This window comes from Allorhizobium sp. NPDC080224, assembly GCF_050281005.1.
Classification (GTDB): Bacteria; Pseudomonadota; Alphaproteobacteria; order Rhizobiales; family Rhizobiaceae; genus Allorhizobium.
In genome coordinates, this window is record NZ_JBNNWJ010000002.1 from 382,827 (window position 1) to 397,324 (window position 14,498).

Annotated in this window: 19 protein-coding genes and 1 tRNA gene; 10 read left to right on the forward strand and 10 right to left on the reverse strand. The window is 61.0% G+C overall.

Features of this window, described 5'->3' with window-relative positions; genetic code table 11:
* Positions 1–7: 7 nt before the first annotated feature.
* Positions 8–271, reverse strand: coding sequence for a hypothetical protein (locus ACQKP1_RS20115; protein WP_006724513.1), 264 nt, complete (start codon positions 269–271; stop codon positions 8–10).
* Positions 272–427: 156 nt separating this feature from the next.
* Between ACQKP1_RS20115 and ACQKP1_RS20120 the strand changes: the two genes are divergently transcribed.
* From ACQKP1_RS20120 to ACQKP1_RS20130, 3 genes are all read left to right on the forward strand, one after another.
* A complete protein-coding gene (locus ACQKP1_RS20120; RefSeq protein ID WP_203018410.1) occupies positions 428–760 on the forward strand; it encodes a hypothetical protein in 333 nt (110 codons plus the stop codon).
* Between the two features lie 116 nt (positions 761–876).
* Positions 877–1,065 carry a hypothetical protein gene (locus tag ACQKP1_RS20125; protein WP_427276721.1) on the forward strand — a complete coding sequence of 63 codons (189 nt, stop codon included), beginning with the start codon at positions 877–879 and terminating at the stop codon, positions 1,063–1,065.
* A gap of 76 nt (positions 1,066–1,141) precedes the next feature.
* On the forward strand, positions 1,142–1,330 hold the full coding sequence (locus ACQKP1_RS20130) for a hypothetical protein (protein WP_203018408.1): 189 nt from the start codon (positions 1,142–1,144) through the stop codon (positions 1,328–1,330).
* A gap of 21 nt (positions 1,331–1,351) precedes the next feature.
* Here the strand turns inward: ACQKP1_RS20130 and ACQKP1_RS20135 are convergent, their stop codons facing one another.
* From ACQKP1_RS20135 to ACQKP1_RS20145, 3 genes are all read right to left on the reverse strand, one after another.
* Entirely contained in the window at positions 1,352–1,579 is a 228-nt protein-coding gene (locus ACQKP1_RS20135; protein WP_427276722.1) for a hypothetical protein, read from the reverse strand.
* Between the two features lie 131 nt (positions 1,580–1,710).
* A tRNA-Arg gene (locus ACQKP1_RS20140) sits at positions 1,711–1,787 on the reverse strand.
* Positions 1,788–1,853: 66 nt separating this feature from the next.
* Complete coding sequence (locus tag ACQKP1_RS20145; protein WP_427276723.1) at positions 1,854–3,017, reverse strand: M20 aminoacylase family protein; 1,164 nt, start codon at positions 3,015–3,017, stop codon at positions 1,854–1,856.
* A 187-nt stretch (positions 3,018–3,204) separates the two neighbouring features.
* Between ACQKP1_RS20145 and ACQKP1_RS20150 the strand changes: the two genes are divergently transcribed.
* Positions 3,205–4,296: a D-alanyl-D-alanine carboxypeptidase family protein gene (locus ACQKP1_RS20150; protein WP_427276724.1), complete on the forward strand. Its 1,092-nt coding sequence runs from the start codon at positions 3,205–3,207 to the stop codon at positions 4,294–4,296.
* 8 nt (positions 4,297–4,304) lie between these two features.
* Entirely contained in the window at positions 4,305–5,465 is a 1,161-nt protein-coding gene (locus ACQKP1_RS20155; protein WP_427276725.1) for a CobW family GTP-binding protein, read from the forward strand.
* On the opposite strand, the gene ACQKP1_RS20160 is transcribed toward ACQKP1_RS20155, so the two are convergent.
* The 5 genes from ACQKP1_RS20160 to ACQKP1_RS20180 all read right to left on the reverse strand — a co-directional run bounded on the left by ACQKP1_RS20160 (position 5,462) and on the right by ACQKP1_RS20180 (position 9,259).
* A complete protein-coding gene (locus ACQKP1_RS20160; protein ID WP_427276726.1) occupies positions 5,462–5,704 on the reverse strand; it encodes a sulfurtransferase TusA family protein in 243 nt (80 codons plus the stop codon). The two genes, ACQKP1_RS20155 and ACQKP1_RS20160, sit on opposite strands and share 4 nt — an antisense overlap.
* 4 nt (positions 5,705–5,708) lie before the next feature.
* Positions 5,709–6,953 carry a L,D-transpeptidase family protein gene (locus ACQKP1_RS20165; RefSeq protein ID WP_427276727.1) on the reverse strand — a complete coding sequence of 415 codons (1,245 nt, stop codon included), beginning with the start codon at positions 6,951–6,953 and terminating at the stop codon, positions 5,709–5,711.
* A 182-nt stretch (positions 6,954–7,135) separates the two neighbouring features.
* Positions 7,136–8,089 carry an acetyl-CoA carboxylase carboxyltransferase subunit alpha gene (locus tag ACQKP1_RS20170; protein WP_427276728.1) on the reverse strand — a complete coding sequence of 318 codons (954 nt, stop codon included), beginning with the start codon at positions 8,087–8,089 and terminating at the stop codon, positions 7,136–7,138.
* A gap of 62 nt (positions 8,090–8,151) precedes the next feature.
* A complete protein-coding gene (gene xerD, locus ACQKP1_RS20175; RefSeq protein ID WP_427276729.1) occupies positions 8,152–9,093 on the reverse strand; it encodes a site-specific tyrosine recombinase XerD in 942 nt (313 codons plus the stop codon).
* Between the two features lie 13 nt (positions 9,094–9,106).
* A complete protein-coding gene (locus ACQKP1_RS20180; RefSeq protein WP_006724525.1) occupies positions 9,107–9,259 on the reverse strand; it encodes a hypothetical protein in 153 nt (50 codons plus the stop codon).
* A 144-nt stretch (positions 9,260–9,403) separates the two neighbouring features.
* Between ACQKP1_RS20180 and ACQKP1_RS20185 the strand changes: the two genes are divergently transcribed.
* The 3 genes from ACQKP1_RS20185 to ACQKP1_RS20195 are packed head-to-tail and all read left to right on the forward strand — an operon-like array spanning position 9,404 to position 12,419.
* Positions 9,404–9,994: a shikimate kinase gene (locus ACQKP1_RS20185; protein WP_427276730.1), complete on the forward strand. Its 591-nt coding sequence runs from the start codon at positions 9,404–9,406 to the stop codon at positions 9,992–9,994.
* On the forward strand, positions 9,991–11,118 hold the full coding sequence (gene aroB / locus ACQKP1_RS20190; protein ID WP_427276731.1) for a 3-dehydroquinate synthase: 1,128 nt from the start codon (positions 9,991–9,993) through the stop codon (positions 11,116–11,118). Before ACQKP1_RS20185 ends, aroB begins: the two co-directional genes overlap by 4 nt.
* Entirely contained in the window at positions 11,115–12,419 is a 1,305-nt protein-coding gene (locus ACQKP1_RS20195) for an HlyC/CorC family transporter (RefSeq protein WP_427276732.1), read from the forward strand. Before aroB ends, ACQKP1_RS20195 begins: the two co-directional genes overlap by 4 nt.
* Before the next feature lie 13 nt (positions 12,420–12,432).
* Here ACQKP1_RS20195 and ACQKP1_RS20200 read toward each other — a convergent pair whose 3' ends face one another.
* Positions 12,433–12,714 (reverse strand): BolA family protein, encoded by a 282-nt coding sequence (locus ACQKP1_RS20200; RefSeq protein WP_427276733.1) that lies wholly within the window; start codon positions 12,712–12,714, stop codon positions 12,433–12,435.
* 104 nt (positions 12,715–12,818) lie between these two features.
* Here ACQKP1_RS20200 and ACQKP1_RS20205 point away from each other — a divergent pair, with 104 nt between their 5' ends.
* Complete coding sequence (locus ACQKP1_RS20205) at positions 12,819–13,445, forward strand: J domain-containing protein (RefSeq protein WP_427276734.1); 627 nt, start codon at positions 12,819–12,821, stop codon at positions 13,443–13,445.
* 60 nt (positions 13,446–13,505) lie between these two features.
* On the forward strand, positions 13,506–14,498 hold the full coding sequence (gene cobS / locus ACQKP1_RS20210) for a cobaltochelatase subunit CobS (protein WP_102020930.1): 993 nt from the start codon (positions 13,506–13,508) through the stop codon (positions 14,496–14,498).

Below are 14,498 nucleotides of genomic sequence, written 5' to 3' on the forward strand. Positions count from 1 at the left end.
GACCATGTCAGCTACGGCTTACGAACTTGCTGAAGCGGCTCAGTTTGCCGTCGGCAGTTTTGTCCTGATGGAGAAAGGCGAGATCGTTCTTTTCGAAGATTCGAAAGAACTCCTCCCATTCGACCTTTTCCAGCGTTTCCTCCGGCTTGCCGAAATCCACTCGCAGGATGCCGCCTTCGCCGCTGTCCTTGACGCGCGTCGGCATGCCATCCCGCTCCTCGATCCAGCGGCGTATCTCATCATGGTCCGTCGTTTGACGCGCACTGCTCATGGTGTGTCTCGCTTGTTGTCATTCCTCCCCTTGACCCGTTGATGGAACGCCTCTGTCAGCCAGTGGTTCCCGGCCCTGCACCGCTTTTTCCGACGGAACCGAGAGCGTCTCCGGATGTTCTCTTTCCCGAAAGATCCGAAAGCGAGAGGGAGAAGCATGACACATGTGCAGAATGTCGACGGCCAGGGCCAGTTGCTGATCGGCGAACGCGTATCACCCATCAGCTATCACGTCGCAGTGGAGCGACGGGGAGAAGGCTATACCGCGAAGGTCGAGATTCAGGCGCCGCGCGATTGGCTGATTCGCCAAGGCTTCGAGACGCGCGCCACCTTGGTGTTCGCATCGGGCGGGCGAGCTGAACTCGAGCACGATGGCCAGCTGGACGTATCCGACAGCATCAGCGTAATCCTTCAAGCTGAGCCGCTGGAATACACGGATCGCCAGAAGCTGATCGAAGCCTTTCCTGAAGCGGAAAGGGGCGTCAACTGACCAAGGCGGTTGATTTCGGCAAAAAGACTAATCCGAGATGGACCGGATGACGTATTGAAGCATCAGGGACAAATCAAACTCAACCCGCCAGCAATGCCCTCAAGTCGGAGGTCCACATGGAAGAACTGAAAATCTCATCTCCGGAGACGCGACGCGACAGGACGGGCGGCATCGTACGCGACAAGCTGGACCTGCTGATGCACGAGACGCGCCGTGAAGCAGTGCCTGAGCACCTGATTACCCTTGCCGAAGAGTTGCAATCGGCCATCGATGAAAAGGTTGCGTCCTCCAAGACGCCGACCTGATTACCATCGGAACCTTTTCCTCCTGCGATTGGTTGCACTTTTGAATGTGCATCCAGATTTGAGGAAAGGGTATTTCATGACCAACTATTTATGGTTGTTTGTCGTCGCGCTCGGGCCGATTCTGCTCGGTGTTGCCGTCTTTTATGCCATCATGCGGCAGAGACGGCTCAGCGCCCGTGAGCGCATCAATCAAGACGCGGCCACGAGGGAGCTGTATGAAAAAGATGAAAGGGCAGATACCAGCCCCTATGGCGGCAACCGATAGACATCGGTGCCGTATTCGTCGTTACAGGAAACTGCCGTTGTTCGGGTCGTAACGCTTACCATTCGCGATGCTCGCGAGTTCGACGAGATCGTCTTCGTCACGAATGCCGCTCTTCACCAGATAGCTGACGAGCGCTTCGGCATTTTCCTGGACATGCCTGTCGGTATGCTTGCGCTCGTACAACCGCCGTACGGCCCGTTCCACGATCGCATGTTCGTCATTGTTCTTGCCCGGGGGTCTTGGTGCCATGGCATTCCCTCCGTTCGAGGCCGACGATAAAAAGAATAAGCACCCGTCGGCGTGGCATGGAACCATCATGCCGTATAACGGCACGAACGCAACCCTAGATTCGTAATGGCAAGATGTGGGTGGTCAGTTGATGGTGATCCCGACGCGATTCGAACGCGTGACCCTCAGATTAGGAATCTGATGCTCTATCCTGCTGAGCTACGGGACCACTTCTTCCTCCATACAAAAGCACAGGCTTCAAGCCAAGCGGTTTTGCGCGGTTGAAATGTCGTGTTCAGCGTTGCAGGCGTTGCTCGGTCAGACGCACCCAATACGATATCCCCGCTGCGATCGCCTCGTCGTTGAAGTCGTAAGCCGGATTGTGGAGGCCCGCCGTCTCGCCATTGCCGATCATGATGTAGGCGCCGGGGCGCGACTGGAGCATGAAGGCGAAATCCTCGCCGGCCATGCTCGGATCCACTTCGGTGTCGACGTTGTCAGGGCCGACCACGTCGATCGCTGCACGCGCGGCGTAGTCCGTCTCGGCAGGATGATTGACGGTGACGGGGCAGGCGCGCTCGTATTCGTATTCGATGGTGGCGCCATGGGCAGCCGCAATGCCGGCAGCGATTTCACCGATGCGGCGCTCCGCGAGATCACGCACGCCTTCGTCGAGCGAGCGGACGGTACCTGATATGAAGGCCTCCTCCGGGATGATGTTATGGGTCGTGCCGGCATGAAACTGGGTGACGGAGACCACGACCGAGCGTAGCGGATTGGCGTTGCGAGCAGCAATGGTCTGGAGGGCGCCGACGATCTGGGCCCCGATGACGATGGTATCCGCGGTATTGTGCGGTTCGGCAGCATGGCCTCCCAGTCCTGTCAGCTTAAGCTGGAACTTGTCGGGCGCTGCCATGATGCCGCCCTTGCGGATGGCGAAGGTTCCGACAGGTTTTCCGGGCATGTTGTGCATGCCGTAGATCTCGTCGATGCCGAAGCGCTCCATCATTCCGTCTTCGACCATGGCGAGCGCGCCGCGCCCGCCTTCCTCGGCCGGCTGGAACACCACCGCCACCTGGCCTGTGAAGTTGCGGGTTTCGGCAAGATATTTCGCTGCTCCAAGCAGCATGGCCGTGTGTCCGTCATGGCCGCAGGCATGCATGCGGCCTGGAATGGTCGAAGCCCAGGGCTTGCCGGTGATTTCGTCGAGAGGAAGCGCATCCATATCGGCGCGCAGGCCGATTGTCCTGCCTTCGCCGCCAGAGCCCTTGATGATGCCGACGACTCCCGTGCGGCCGAGGCCGGTTGCGATCTCGTCGACGCCGAATTCCCGCAACTTCGCCTCGACAAAGGCTGCCGTGTTTTCAACGTCGTAAAGGATTTCCGGATTGGCATGCAGATGGCGGCGCCATTCGGTGGCTTCCGACTGGAGTTCGGAAGCACGGTTCAGAAGCGGCATTCTCTCTTCCTGCGTTCATTCTAGATCACGGTCGCGCGGATCACGTGATTGTCGGCATGAATGTGCGCCTTTCAATTGACGTATTCAATGGGCTTTGCCATTCCTTCCCTACATAAGATCTCGTCATGCGTTGATGAGAGCCCAGCCGAACAAGAGGATCGAAGTCGTGTTAGCGAAACGTCCCCGCATGTTGTCTTCAACCGGATCCGCCCGCCGACTGGCGGTCGCCGTCTCGCTGGTGGCGATGGTTCTGCCGGGTCTGGCTGCCGCGAATCCGATGATGGTGGTCGATGTCGGCAGTGGCCGGGTCATCGCCCATGAAGAAGCCTTCCGCAAATGGTATCCGGCCTCGCTGACCAAGCTGATGACGGCTTATACGACCTTCCGCTCCATGCGCTCGGGCGAGCTTTCGCCCGAGACGGTGGTGGTCATGAGCAAACATGCGGCTGACCAGCCGGCAAGCAAAATGTATTTCAGGCCGGGCTCCAAGCTGACGCTCGACAGTGCCTTGAAGCTTCTGATCATCAAGTCTGCCAACGACGTCGCGGTCGCCATCGGGGAGACCGTCAGCGGCAGCGAAGCGGCTTTCGTCCAGCGCATGAATCAGGAAGCCGCCCGGCTCGGCATGACGTCGACGCGCTTCGTCAATCCGAATGGTCTGCCGGGCAAGGGGCAGTATACGACCGCCCGCGACATGGCCCTGCTTGCGACGACCATCCGGCGGGAATTCCCTGAATATGCTGGTTATTTCGCGCTGGAAGGGGTGACGACCGGCAAGAAGGACTATCCGAATTTCAACCTGCTCGTGGGCCGCTTTCCCGGTGCCGATGGCATGAAGACCGGCTATGTCTGTGCCTCCGGTTTCAACCAGGTCTCGTCTGCCACCCGCAACGGACGCACCGTGATCTCGGTGGTGCTCGGCGCCGACAGCCTCGGTGCGCGCGCCGATCTCTCCGCCGATCTCCTGCAGAAGGGCCTAACGTCTTCGGTCGCCGGCAACCGGCTGGATCAGCTCGCGCCGTATGGCGAAGGGCAGGATCAGGTCACCGACATCAGCGCCGAGATCTGCAATCCGAAGGCGCGCCAGATCCGCAGCGAAGGCCGTGACGAAGCCGGGCGCATGAAGCTGACCTCTCCTTACATCCGCGAGATGGGCCGCCCGCCGGCGATGAGCTTTGCCGGCCTCATTCCCGGCAGCGAGCCGGTCGAAACAAAACAGGGCTCCGGCACGGGTGAGATCGCCAATGTGCCGATCCCGAGGCCCCGTCCCACATTCTGAGTAACTTGATGACCCAGTCGCGCATTCCCGTCTCCATCCTCACCGGCTTCCTCGGGGCCGGCAAGTCGACGCTTCTCAACCGGTTGCTCAAGGACCCGGCGATGCGGGATGCGGCCGTCATCATCAACGAGTTCGGGGAAGTGGGTATCGATCATCTGCTCGTCGAGACCTCGAACGATGCAGTGGTCGAGTTGGCCGACGGTTGCCTCTGCTGCACCGTGCGCGGCGAACTCGTGGATACGCTGGCGGAGCTGATCGACGGCATGCAGACCGGCAAGGTGAAGCCGCTGTCACGCGTCGTCATCGAGACGACGGGCCTTGCCGATCCGGCACCCGTCATGCAGTCGGTCATGGGCCATCCGTCGATCGCCCAGCATTTCGATCTAGACGGTGTCGTGACGGTCGTCGACGCGGTCAATGGCCTCTCGACCATCGATGCCTTTCCGGAGGCCTACAAGCAGGTCGCGGTCGCCGATCGGCTGATCCTGACCAAGAAGACGCTCGCCGACGAGGCCGCCGTCTCAGCCATCACGCAGCGCCTGCGCATGCTCAACCCCCGTGCGCCGATCACCGATGGCGATGCTGAGGATGCCGGCTCGGCCGCGATGCTGATCAACGGGCTTTACGACGCCTCAAGCAAGATCGCCGATGTCGATCGCTGGCTGAAGGACGAAATGGCTGCGGTCGGCGATCACGAGCACCATGACCACCATAATCATCATCATGATCACGGTCATCATAGCCACGGGCACTCGCACGGCCATCACCACCATCATGACGTTAACCGGCACGGTACCTCGATCCGCTCCTATTCCATCCTTCACGACGAGCCGATCGATCCGATGGCGATCAACATGTTCATCGATCTCCTGCGCTCCACGCATGGCGAGAAGCTGCTCCGGATGAAGGCAATCGTGGCGCTCACCGACCGGCCGGACAAGCCGCTGGTGCTGCATGGCGTGCAGTCGATTTTCCATCCGCCCGTGCGCCTGCCGGCCTGGCCTGAAGGGTCCGACCGCAAGACGCGGCTGGTGCTGATCACCAGGGATCTGTCGGAGAGCTATGTGCGGGATCTCTTCGGTGCCTTCACCGGCAAGGTGGCAATCGACCGCCCGGATCGCGCGGCAATGATGGATAATCCGCTGTCGGTTCCCGGTCTCAAGTTCTAGCCGAGCGTCACGCCGCCCTTGCGTATGTGAAAGCGGTGACCGGCGTCGAGCCGTTCCTGCGCGACCAGTTCATGGCCGTCCTCGTTACAGAAATGTGGAATGTCGATGCCGGCGAGCGGATCGCTGGTCTCCACCACCAGTTCGTCGCCGGGCTTCATGTCGGCCATGCGCCGGCGGGTCTTCAAAACGGGAAGGGGGCATTTCAGCCCCCTCAGATCATAGATCACCGTCTCGGTCATGCCCTTACCAGAGTTTCCAGAAGGGCTTCTTGTCGGCCGGTGCCTGTGCTTGCGCCGGTGATGCAACTGCGGCCTCGGCTGTCTGAGGTGCAAGCGGATTGGGCTGCGGCACCGGGACGGCGGAGGTGGCCGGCGCTGCAGGCGCCGCTGTCTCTGCGGCCTGCGCCTGCGGGTCGCCGTTCGGGTTGGTCGCCATCTGGTTGACAGCGGCCGTGCCATTGGCAGCCGGAGGCGCAGACTGGTCCGCATCGTTGATGTTAAGCAGCCTGCCGGCCTTCAGGGCAGAGCCCGTCGGGGCGAAAGCGAGATCGTGCGAACGCGATCTGCGCAGGTCGGCCACCAGCGCCTTGCGCTCGGCTTCCGTCGGGTCATACCAGATCTTGCCGTCATATTTCTTCAGCGCCTTGGCATAGGCAGCGTCATAGGCTTCGTTGAAGCCGTTAAGCGCGACCGAGAGTGCCGGAGGCGTGCTCATGGCCGGGCAGGCGCCCTGTGGATTGAAGCTCGAGCCGGCCGGAACCGACTGATTGAAGACGTATTTCTTCTCGCAGACATTCACCTCGGGCGGCCGTTTGGTGACCTCGAAATTGTCGTAGCCGACCTTCAGCATCTTCCAGAAATCGAAGTGCGGGCTGTGGCGATGACGCGCCATGTTTTCCGCCGTCATGCGGAAGGGGAAGGCCTGCAACTGCACCGCTTGCTGTCCGCCCTTGAAGGCGTCGCGCGCAAAGGCGTAGATCTCCAGCATCTGGGCATCGGTCATCGAATAGCAGCCTGACGACGAGCAGGCCCCGTGGATCATCAGGTGTGATCCGGTGCGGCCGTTCGCGCGGTCGAACTGGTTCGGAAAGCCGGTGTTGATCGCCAGGAAATACTTGGAATTCGGGTTCAGGTGATAGGGCGTCAGCGGATAGAAGCCTTCAGGCGCCTGACGGTCGCCTTCCTTCAACTTCGGCCCGAGGCGACCCGACCAGGCGCAGATATCATATTCGACGACCTTGTCGAAGCGGCCGTTGGTCTTTGCCTTCCAGACCTCGAGCTTGCCCTCTTCCTTGAAGATGCGGATCATGATCGGCGAGTTGCGATCCATGCCCTTCTTCTGGATTTCGGAAATCAGGCGGGCGGGGAGTGGCTGCGCGACCTTGTTGGCGACGCGCGGCGTATCGTAGGCAGCACTCTCCAACGTGTCGTTGCAGCCTGCGAGGGCGGCGGCGAAAACCAGAACCAGGGCCGTTGATGTCAAACGCATGCGCGAAGGCTCTTTCCAGAAACACATGTTGGTGGCTCGAACCGAGCCGATCATGCGTAGTTTAGAACTGCTTTCTTCACAAATTATAAACCAATGGCCGCCGATTTCGCCATCCGTCTTCCGCCGCTACCGCTGCAAAGCGGCGGAGTGATGGCAAATTGCCGCAGCCGCAGCCTCAGATCTTAGAGGTTGCGGCCGATGTCGAGAAACTTCTGGCGGCGGTCAGTGCGCAGCTGGTCGCCGGGAATCGGTGTCAGTTCCGCAAGCGCGGTCGCGATCACGTCGCCCGTCATGCCGATCACCCGGTCCGGTGCGCGATGGGCGCCGCCGACGGGCTCCGGAATGATGGCGTCAATAATGCCGAGGCCTTTAAGGTCTTCCGCCGTGATCTTCATGTTGGTCGCGGCTTCCTTGGCGCGGGTCGAATCACGCCAGAGAATGGAGGCGGCACCTTCCGGCGAGATCACCGAATAGATCGCATGCTCGAGCATGTAGACGCGGTTGCCGGTGGCAATCGCGATCGCGCCGCCCGAGCCGCCTTCGCCGATGACGACGGAGACCATCGGCACCTTGAGGCCGAGGCACATCTCGGTGGAGCGGGCAATCGCTTCCGCCTGGCCGCGTTCTTCTGCTCCAACGCCCGGATAGGCGCCGGCCGTATCGATCAGGGTGATGACTGGCAGGCCGAAGCGGTCGGCCATTTCCATGACGCGGATCGCCTTGCGATAGCCTTCGGGGCGCGGGCTGCCGAAGTTGTGCTTGATGCGCGACTTGGTATCGTTGCCCTTTTCCTGGCCGATCACGGCCACGGGCTGGCCGCGGAAGCGCGCGAGGCCGGCCTGGATGGCGGCGTCCTCGGCAAACTTGCGGTCACCGGCCAGAGGGGTGAATTCGGTGAACAGCGCTTCGGCATAGTCGACGAAATGCGGACGCTGCGGATGCCGCGCGACCTGCGTCTTCTGCCAGGCGTTGAGCTTCGAATAGATATCCACCATCGCCTCGTCGACGCGGCTTTCCAGCCGGCTGATCTCTTCCGAGGTGTCGATGCTCTCGTCCTCTTCCGCGATCTTCTTCAGTTCGCGGATCTTGGCCTCGAGGTCGGAGATGGGCTTTTCGAAGTCGAGATAGTTGTGCATGAACTCCGTTCCGATCGTTAGTTCCTGGCGCTCGCCGCCCGCAGGAACCGGCTTTGCCGGTCCTAATCGGGGTTTTTGGCCTGTTTTGCAAGGGGGTGATGCGTATGCACCAGTTGCTGCAGGCGCTCTTCGAGCACATGCGTATAGATTTGTGTCGTTGAAATGTCGCTGTGGCCGAGCAGTTCCTGCACGGCGCGAAGGTCCGCACCATTGCCGAGAAGGTGGCTGGCAAAGGCATGTCGCAGAACATGTGGAGATACGGCATTCGCCGATAATCCCGCCCGTATGGCGAGATCCTTGAGGTCGCGCGCAAAGACCTGGCGGGGCAGATGGCCTTCCTTGCTGGCGGCTGGAAACAGAAATGGGCTGTCGGCGTGAACGGGATCGGCCCCACGAACTTTACCGTATCTTGCCAGGGCTTCGATCGCCGTCCGCGACAGGGGGACAAGCCTTTCCTTGTTGCCCTTGCCGCGCACCAGCAGAAAGCGACCCTCCTGCGTCAGCACCTTTACCGGCAGCGAGACAAGTTCGCTGACGCGCATGCCGGTTGCATAGAGAAGCTCGATCAGCGCCAGTCGCCGGATCCGCGCCGGCCGGTCCGGTCCTTCGAGGTTCGCCTCCTGCTCGGCGAGCGACAGAAGCCCGGTGACATCCTCGACAGTCAACACCTTGGGCAGGGAGCGGGTCTTCTTCGGCGCGTCGAGGATCGCGGTCGGATCATCGCTGCGCAGGCCTTCCGCATAGAGAAACTTGTAGAACTGGCGCATCGCCGACAGACGCCTTGCCTGGGACGTTGGCTGAAAGCCGCGTCGGGCAAGGTCGGAGAGATAGGCGGCCAGATCTTCCCGTGTCGCTGCACCCAGCGTCACCTTGCGGCCGGAAAGAAAATCGGCGAGATCGTCGAGGTCCCGCTCATAGGAAGTGAGCGTGTTCTGGGCTGCTCCGCGCTCGGCGCTCAGCATTTCCAGAAAGGCTTCGACGCGAGCCCGGCTCAGATCCGACATGTCTTGCTTCCCGCTATTGCTCGACCGGATTGATCCGCTCGGAAGGAATGCGCACCGTGACGTCGCGTTCCCGCGGTTCGACGAAGACGGCAAAGGACCACATGGTGACATAGACCAGGCCGACGATGGTCCCGCAGATGAACAGGAAGCGAAACAGAGTGGGCATGGTTGGTCCTTCGCCGGTTCTCAAAATAAATAGGTCGAAACATGGAGTTTACCAAGGCCGGGACAGGCCTTGCGGAAATGCAGCCATGGCTTGACGCTAGCCCTCTATATGTCAATAGGTCATGAAACAGTCGTGAACAGGCCGATGACCGATACGATCCTCAACCTTGCTCCCAGTCTGGGTGTGCGTGCCAAGACGGCGCTCGGCAAACGCAATCTTGTTCTCGTTGGTCTGATGGGGGCCGGCAAGTCGGCGATCGGCCGGATTGTCGCGCAGCAACTCGGTCTGCCATTTGTCGATACCGATACGGAGATCGAGCGGGTGTCGCGGATGACGATCGCCGAACTGTTTGCCGCCTATGGCGAAGAGGAGTTCCGTGCGCTCGAAACCCGCGTCATCAAGCGTTTGCTGCGCACGGGGCCGCGTGTCGTCTCGACCGGCGGCGGCGCCTTCATCAACGAGAGGACCCGCAAGCAGATCGAGCGTGGCGGGCTTTCGGTGTGGCTCAATGCCGATCTCGATGTGCTCTGGGAGCGGGTGAATAAGCGCGACCACCGGCCCCTGCTCAAGACCGAGAACCCGAAGCAGACGCTGAAGGATCTGATGGACAAGCGATATCCGATCTATGGATTGGCGGATATCACGGTCCAGTCGCGTGACGTGCGTAAGGAAGTGATCGCCAACGAGGTCTTGACCTCGGTGATCGAACATATCGGCAAGGACAAGACGCAATGACGAAGGTCGAGACCCTGGAACGCCTGGTGCATGTGCCCTTGGGTGAGCGCTCTTATGACATTCTCATCGGGCCTGGCCTGATGGCGCGTGCCGGCGGCGAAATCTCGACCCGCATCAAGGGTCGCCGTGCCGCCATCGTCACCGACGAGAATGTCGGTGCGCGCTATCTCGATGGGCTGATGGACAGTCTGCAGACCGATGGCATCGAGGCAGTCTCGGTCACGCTTCCCGCCGGCGAGAAGACCAAGAGCTTCGACTATCTCACCAAGGTCTGCGACGTGCTGCTTGAAGCGCGCATCGAGCGCAATGATACGGTGATTGCGCTCGGCGGCGGCGTTATCGGCGATCTCACCGGCTTTGCCGCCGGCATCGTCCGGCGTGGTGTGCGTTTCGTGCAGATCCCGACCTCGCTGCTCTCGCAGGTCGACAGCTCCGTTGGCGGCAAGACCGGCATCAATGCGCGGCAGGGCAAGAACCTTGTCGGCATCTTCAATCAGCCGGATCTGGTGCTCGCCGATACCGACGTGCTCGACACGCTGTCTGAGCGCGAATTTCGCGCCGGTTATGCGGAAGTGGCGAAATATGGCCTGATCGACAAGCCTGACTTTTTTGAATGGCTGGAAAAGAACTGGCGCGAGGTTTTTGCCGGCGGTGCTGCCCGTATCGAGGCGATCGCCGTCTCCTGTCAGGCCAAGGCCGACGTGGTCGCTGCCGACGAGCGCGAAAACGGGCGCCGTGCGCTCCTCAATCTCGGCCATACTTTCGGCCATGCGCTGGAAGCCGCGACCCAGTATGACAGTAGCCGGCTCGTGCATGGCGAGGGGGTTTCGATCGGCATGGTGCTCGCGCATCGCTTCTCGGCGCGCATGAACCTCGCCAGTCCAGATCTCGCGGATCGCGTAGAGGCGCATCTGAAGGCTGTCGGCCTGCCCACCCGGATGGATCAGATCCCCGGCGAATTGCCGCCAACCGGTGTCCTGATGGATGCCATCGCCCAGGACAAGAAGGTCAAGAGCGGTCAGCTCACCTTCATCCTCACCCGTGGTCTCGGCCAATCCTTCGTCGCCGACGACGTACCGACATCGGAAGTTCAGCGTTTCATCGAGGAGATGCGCCCATCATGATCGAGCAAATCCTGGCCGGCCTTGCCGAGTACTGGCTCACCATCCTCGCCATCTTTCTGTTGATCTGTTGCTCAGGCTTCTTTTCCGGGTCGGAGACGGCGCTGACCGCCACGTCGCGCGCGCGCATGCACACGCTCGAGGTCAATGGAGACGATCGTGCAGGCGTGGTGAATATGCTGATCGAACGGCGCGACCGCCTGATTGGTGCATTGTTGATCGGCAACAACCTGGTCAATATTCTTGCCTCGTCGCTGACGACGAGCCTGTTTCTCGGCCTGTTCGGCGATTCCGGTGTTGCCATCGCCACGCTGCTGATGACCGTTCTTCTCGTCATCTTTTCGGAAGTGCTGCCGAAGAGCTGGGCGATCTCCGCGCCCGAGCGCTTTGCCCTCGTCGTTGCGCCACTCGTCCGGCCCTTCGTGGCCATCGTCGGTCCGCTCTCCAGCTTCGTCAACTGGATCGTCCGCAAGCTGCTTGGCATGTTCGGTGTTTCGATTTCCGGCGAAGCCTCCATGCTGTCTGCGCATGAAGAACTGCGCGGCGCGGTCGCTCTGCTGCACCGCGAGGGATCGGTGATCAAGGCCGACCGCGACCGCCTCGGTGGTGTGCTCGATCTGGGTGAACTCGAAGTCTCCGACATCATGATCCACCGCACCGCCATGCGGGCGGTGAATGCCGACGAGGCGCCGGAAACCGCGATCCGCAACATTCTCGAAAGTCCTTACACCCGCATGCCGGTCTGGCGGGGCTCGACCGACAACATCATTGGCGTGATCCATGCCAAGGATCTGATCCGCGCGCTTGCCGAGCCGAATGTCGAGCCGCAGGACATCGACATCGTCAAAATTGCCCAGAAGCCATGGTTCGTGCCCGATACCACCAACCTCAAGGACCAGCTCAACGCCTTCCTGCGCCGCAAGACCCATTTTGCCGTCGTCGTCGACGAATATGGAGAAGTGCAGGGCGTGGTGACGCTGGAAGATATTCTGGAAGAAATCGTCGGCGATATCTCCGACGAACACGATCTCGAGATCCAGGGCGTGCGGCAGGACAGCGATGGCTCGATCGTCGTCGATGGCGGCGTGCCGATCCGCGACCTCAACCGCGCCATGGACTGGCTGCTGCCGGATGAGGAGGCAACGACGATTGCCGGTCTCGTCATCCACGAGTCGAAGTCGATCCCCGAGGAGCGCCAGGCCTTCACCTTCTACGGCAAACGTTTCATCGTCTTGAAGCGGGAGAAGAACCGCATCACGCGTCTGCGCATCCGGCCGATCGACGCGGCCGAGCCGCAGGTCTGATCTTAGCCGAAGACTACCAGCGTGTGGGCTCGCCGGGGGCGGCGGGCTCGATCGCCAGCGCATGTAGGCCGGCGTCCAGTTCTGGTTTCAGCAGATCGGTCACGGCCCTGTGGCGCGCGAGCCGTGTCATGCCGGCAAAGGCGGATGCGACGATGCGAACACGCATATGTGTCTCGCCGGTGCCGGTGATGTCAGGCTGATGACCCGCATGGTGATGGCTCTCGTCAATCACGACAAGGCGTTCGGGGCCGAAGGCCTCCGTCAGGCGGGTCTCTATCCGGCTCTTCACCGACATGGGTCTTGCCTCTTTCTGCTGCTTCGCAAAAAGCCCCACAAAGCGCGCAACAAACCGGTTTGTCAATTCTTGTCCGACCTCTTCCTGCGCCCCATAATTAGCGGATGAAACTCGACTCGAAATACTTCGATGGGATACGGACCCGGCGAAAGCGGGCAGCGGAGCCCGAACCATCCAATCCTGTCTGTCAATGGGACGGCTGCGAGAAGCCGGGGGCCCATCGCGCGCCCGTGGGTCGTCATGCCGAGGGCCAGTTCTTCCTGTTCTGCTTCGAGCACGTGAAGGACTACAACAAGGGCTATAACTATTTCTCCGGCCTCTCGGACACCGAGATCGCGCGTTACCAGAAGGAGGCGATCACCGGTCATCGCCCCACCTGGACCGTGGGGGTCAACAAGGCGGCGAAGGCGAGCCCGTTGCACTCCACCGCGCGCTCCGGTTCGGCTGCGTCACAGGCGCGCATGAAGGACCCGTTCGGCTTCGTGCAGCAGGGTCGCGGTGGCGCCTCACGCTATCAGGCGGCGGATCGGAAATTGAAGACGCTGGAGGCAAAAGCGCTGGATACGCTTGGGCTTACCGTCAGCTCCACGCCGACCGATATCAAGACCCGCTACAAGGAGCTTGTAAAAAAACACCATCCCGACGCAAATGGCGGAGACAGGGCTTCGGAAGAGCGTTTTCGCGCTGTTATTGAAGCCTACAAATTGTTAAAGCAGGCCGGTTTCTGTTAATCCGAACACACAAGCAGCGATGAGATGCGGCCGGTCGGTGGCGCCCGGCATGGAGAAACGATGAGCAAAATTGATCTTGATATTACCAATCTCCCCGACACCACCGTGTCGGTGCGCGAAGTGTTTGGTATCGACAGTGACATCCGGGTACCCGCCTATTCCAAGGGCGACGCCTATGTGCCGGATCTCGATCCGGACTATCTCTTCGACCGCGAAACCACGCTCGCCATCCTCGCCGGTTTTGCGCATAACCGCCGCGTCATGGTCTCCGGCTTTCACGGCACGGGCAAGTCGACGCATATCGAACAGGTCGCAGCCCGCCTCAACTGGCCTTGCGTGCGCGTCAACCTCGACAGCCATGTCAGCCGTATCGATCTCGTCGGCAAGGACGCCATCGTCCTGAAGGACGGCAAGCAGATCACCGAATTCAAGGACGGCATCTTGCCTTGGGCCTACCAGCACAATGTCGCGCTCGTCTTCGACGAATACGATGCCGGTCGCCCTGATGTCATGTTCGTTATCCAGCGCGTGCTGGAATCGGCCGGTCGCCTGACGCTGCTCGACCAGAGCCGCGTCATCCGCCCGCATCCCGCCTTCCGCATCTTCGCGACCGCCAACACGGTTGGCCTCGGCGACACGACGGGCCTCTATCACGGCACGCAGCAGATCAACCAGGCCCAGATGGACCGCTGGTCGATCGTCACGACGCTCAACTACCTGCCGCATGACAAGGAAGTCGATATCGTTTCGGCCAAGGTGAAGAGCTTCGGCTCGACCGCCGAGGGTCGTGACACGGTTTCGCGCATGGTGCGCCTTGCCGATCTGACGCGTGCCGCCTTCGTCAACGGTGATCTGTCGACCGTGATGAGCCCGCGTACCGTCATCACCTGGGCCGAGAACGCCGAGATCTTCGGCGATGTCGCTTTCGCGTTCCGCGTCACCTTCCTCAACAAGTGCGACGAACTCGAGCGCACGCTGGTGGCCGAGCAGTATCAGCGCGCCTTCGGCGTGGAACTCAAGGAAAGTGCGGCCAATATCGTACTCGGCGCATAA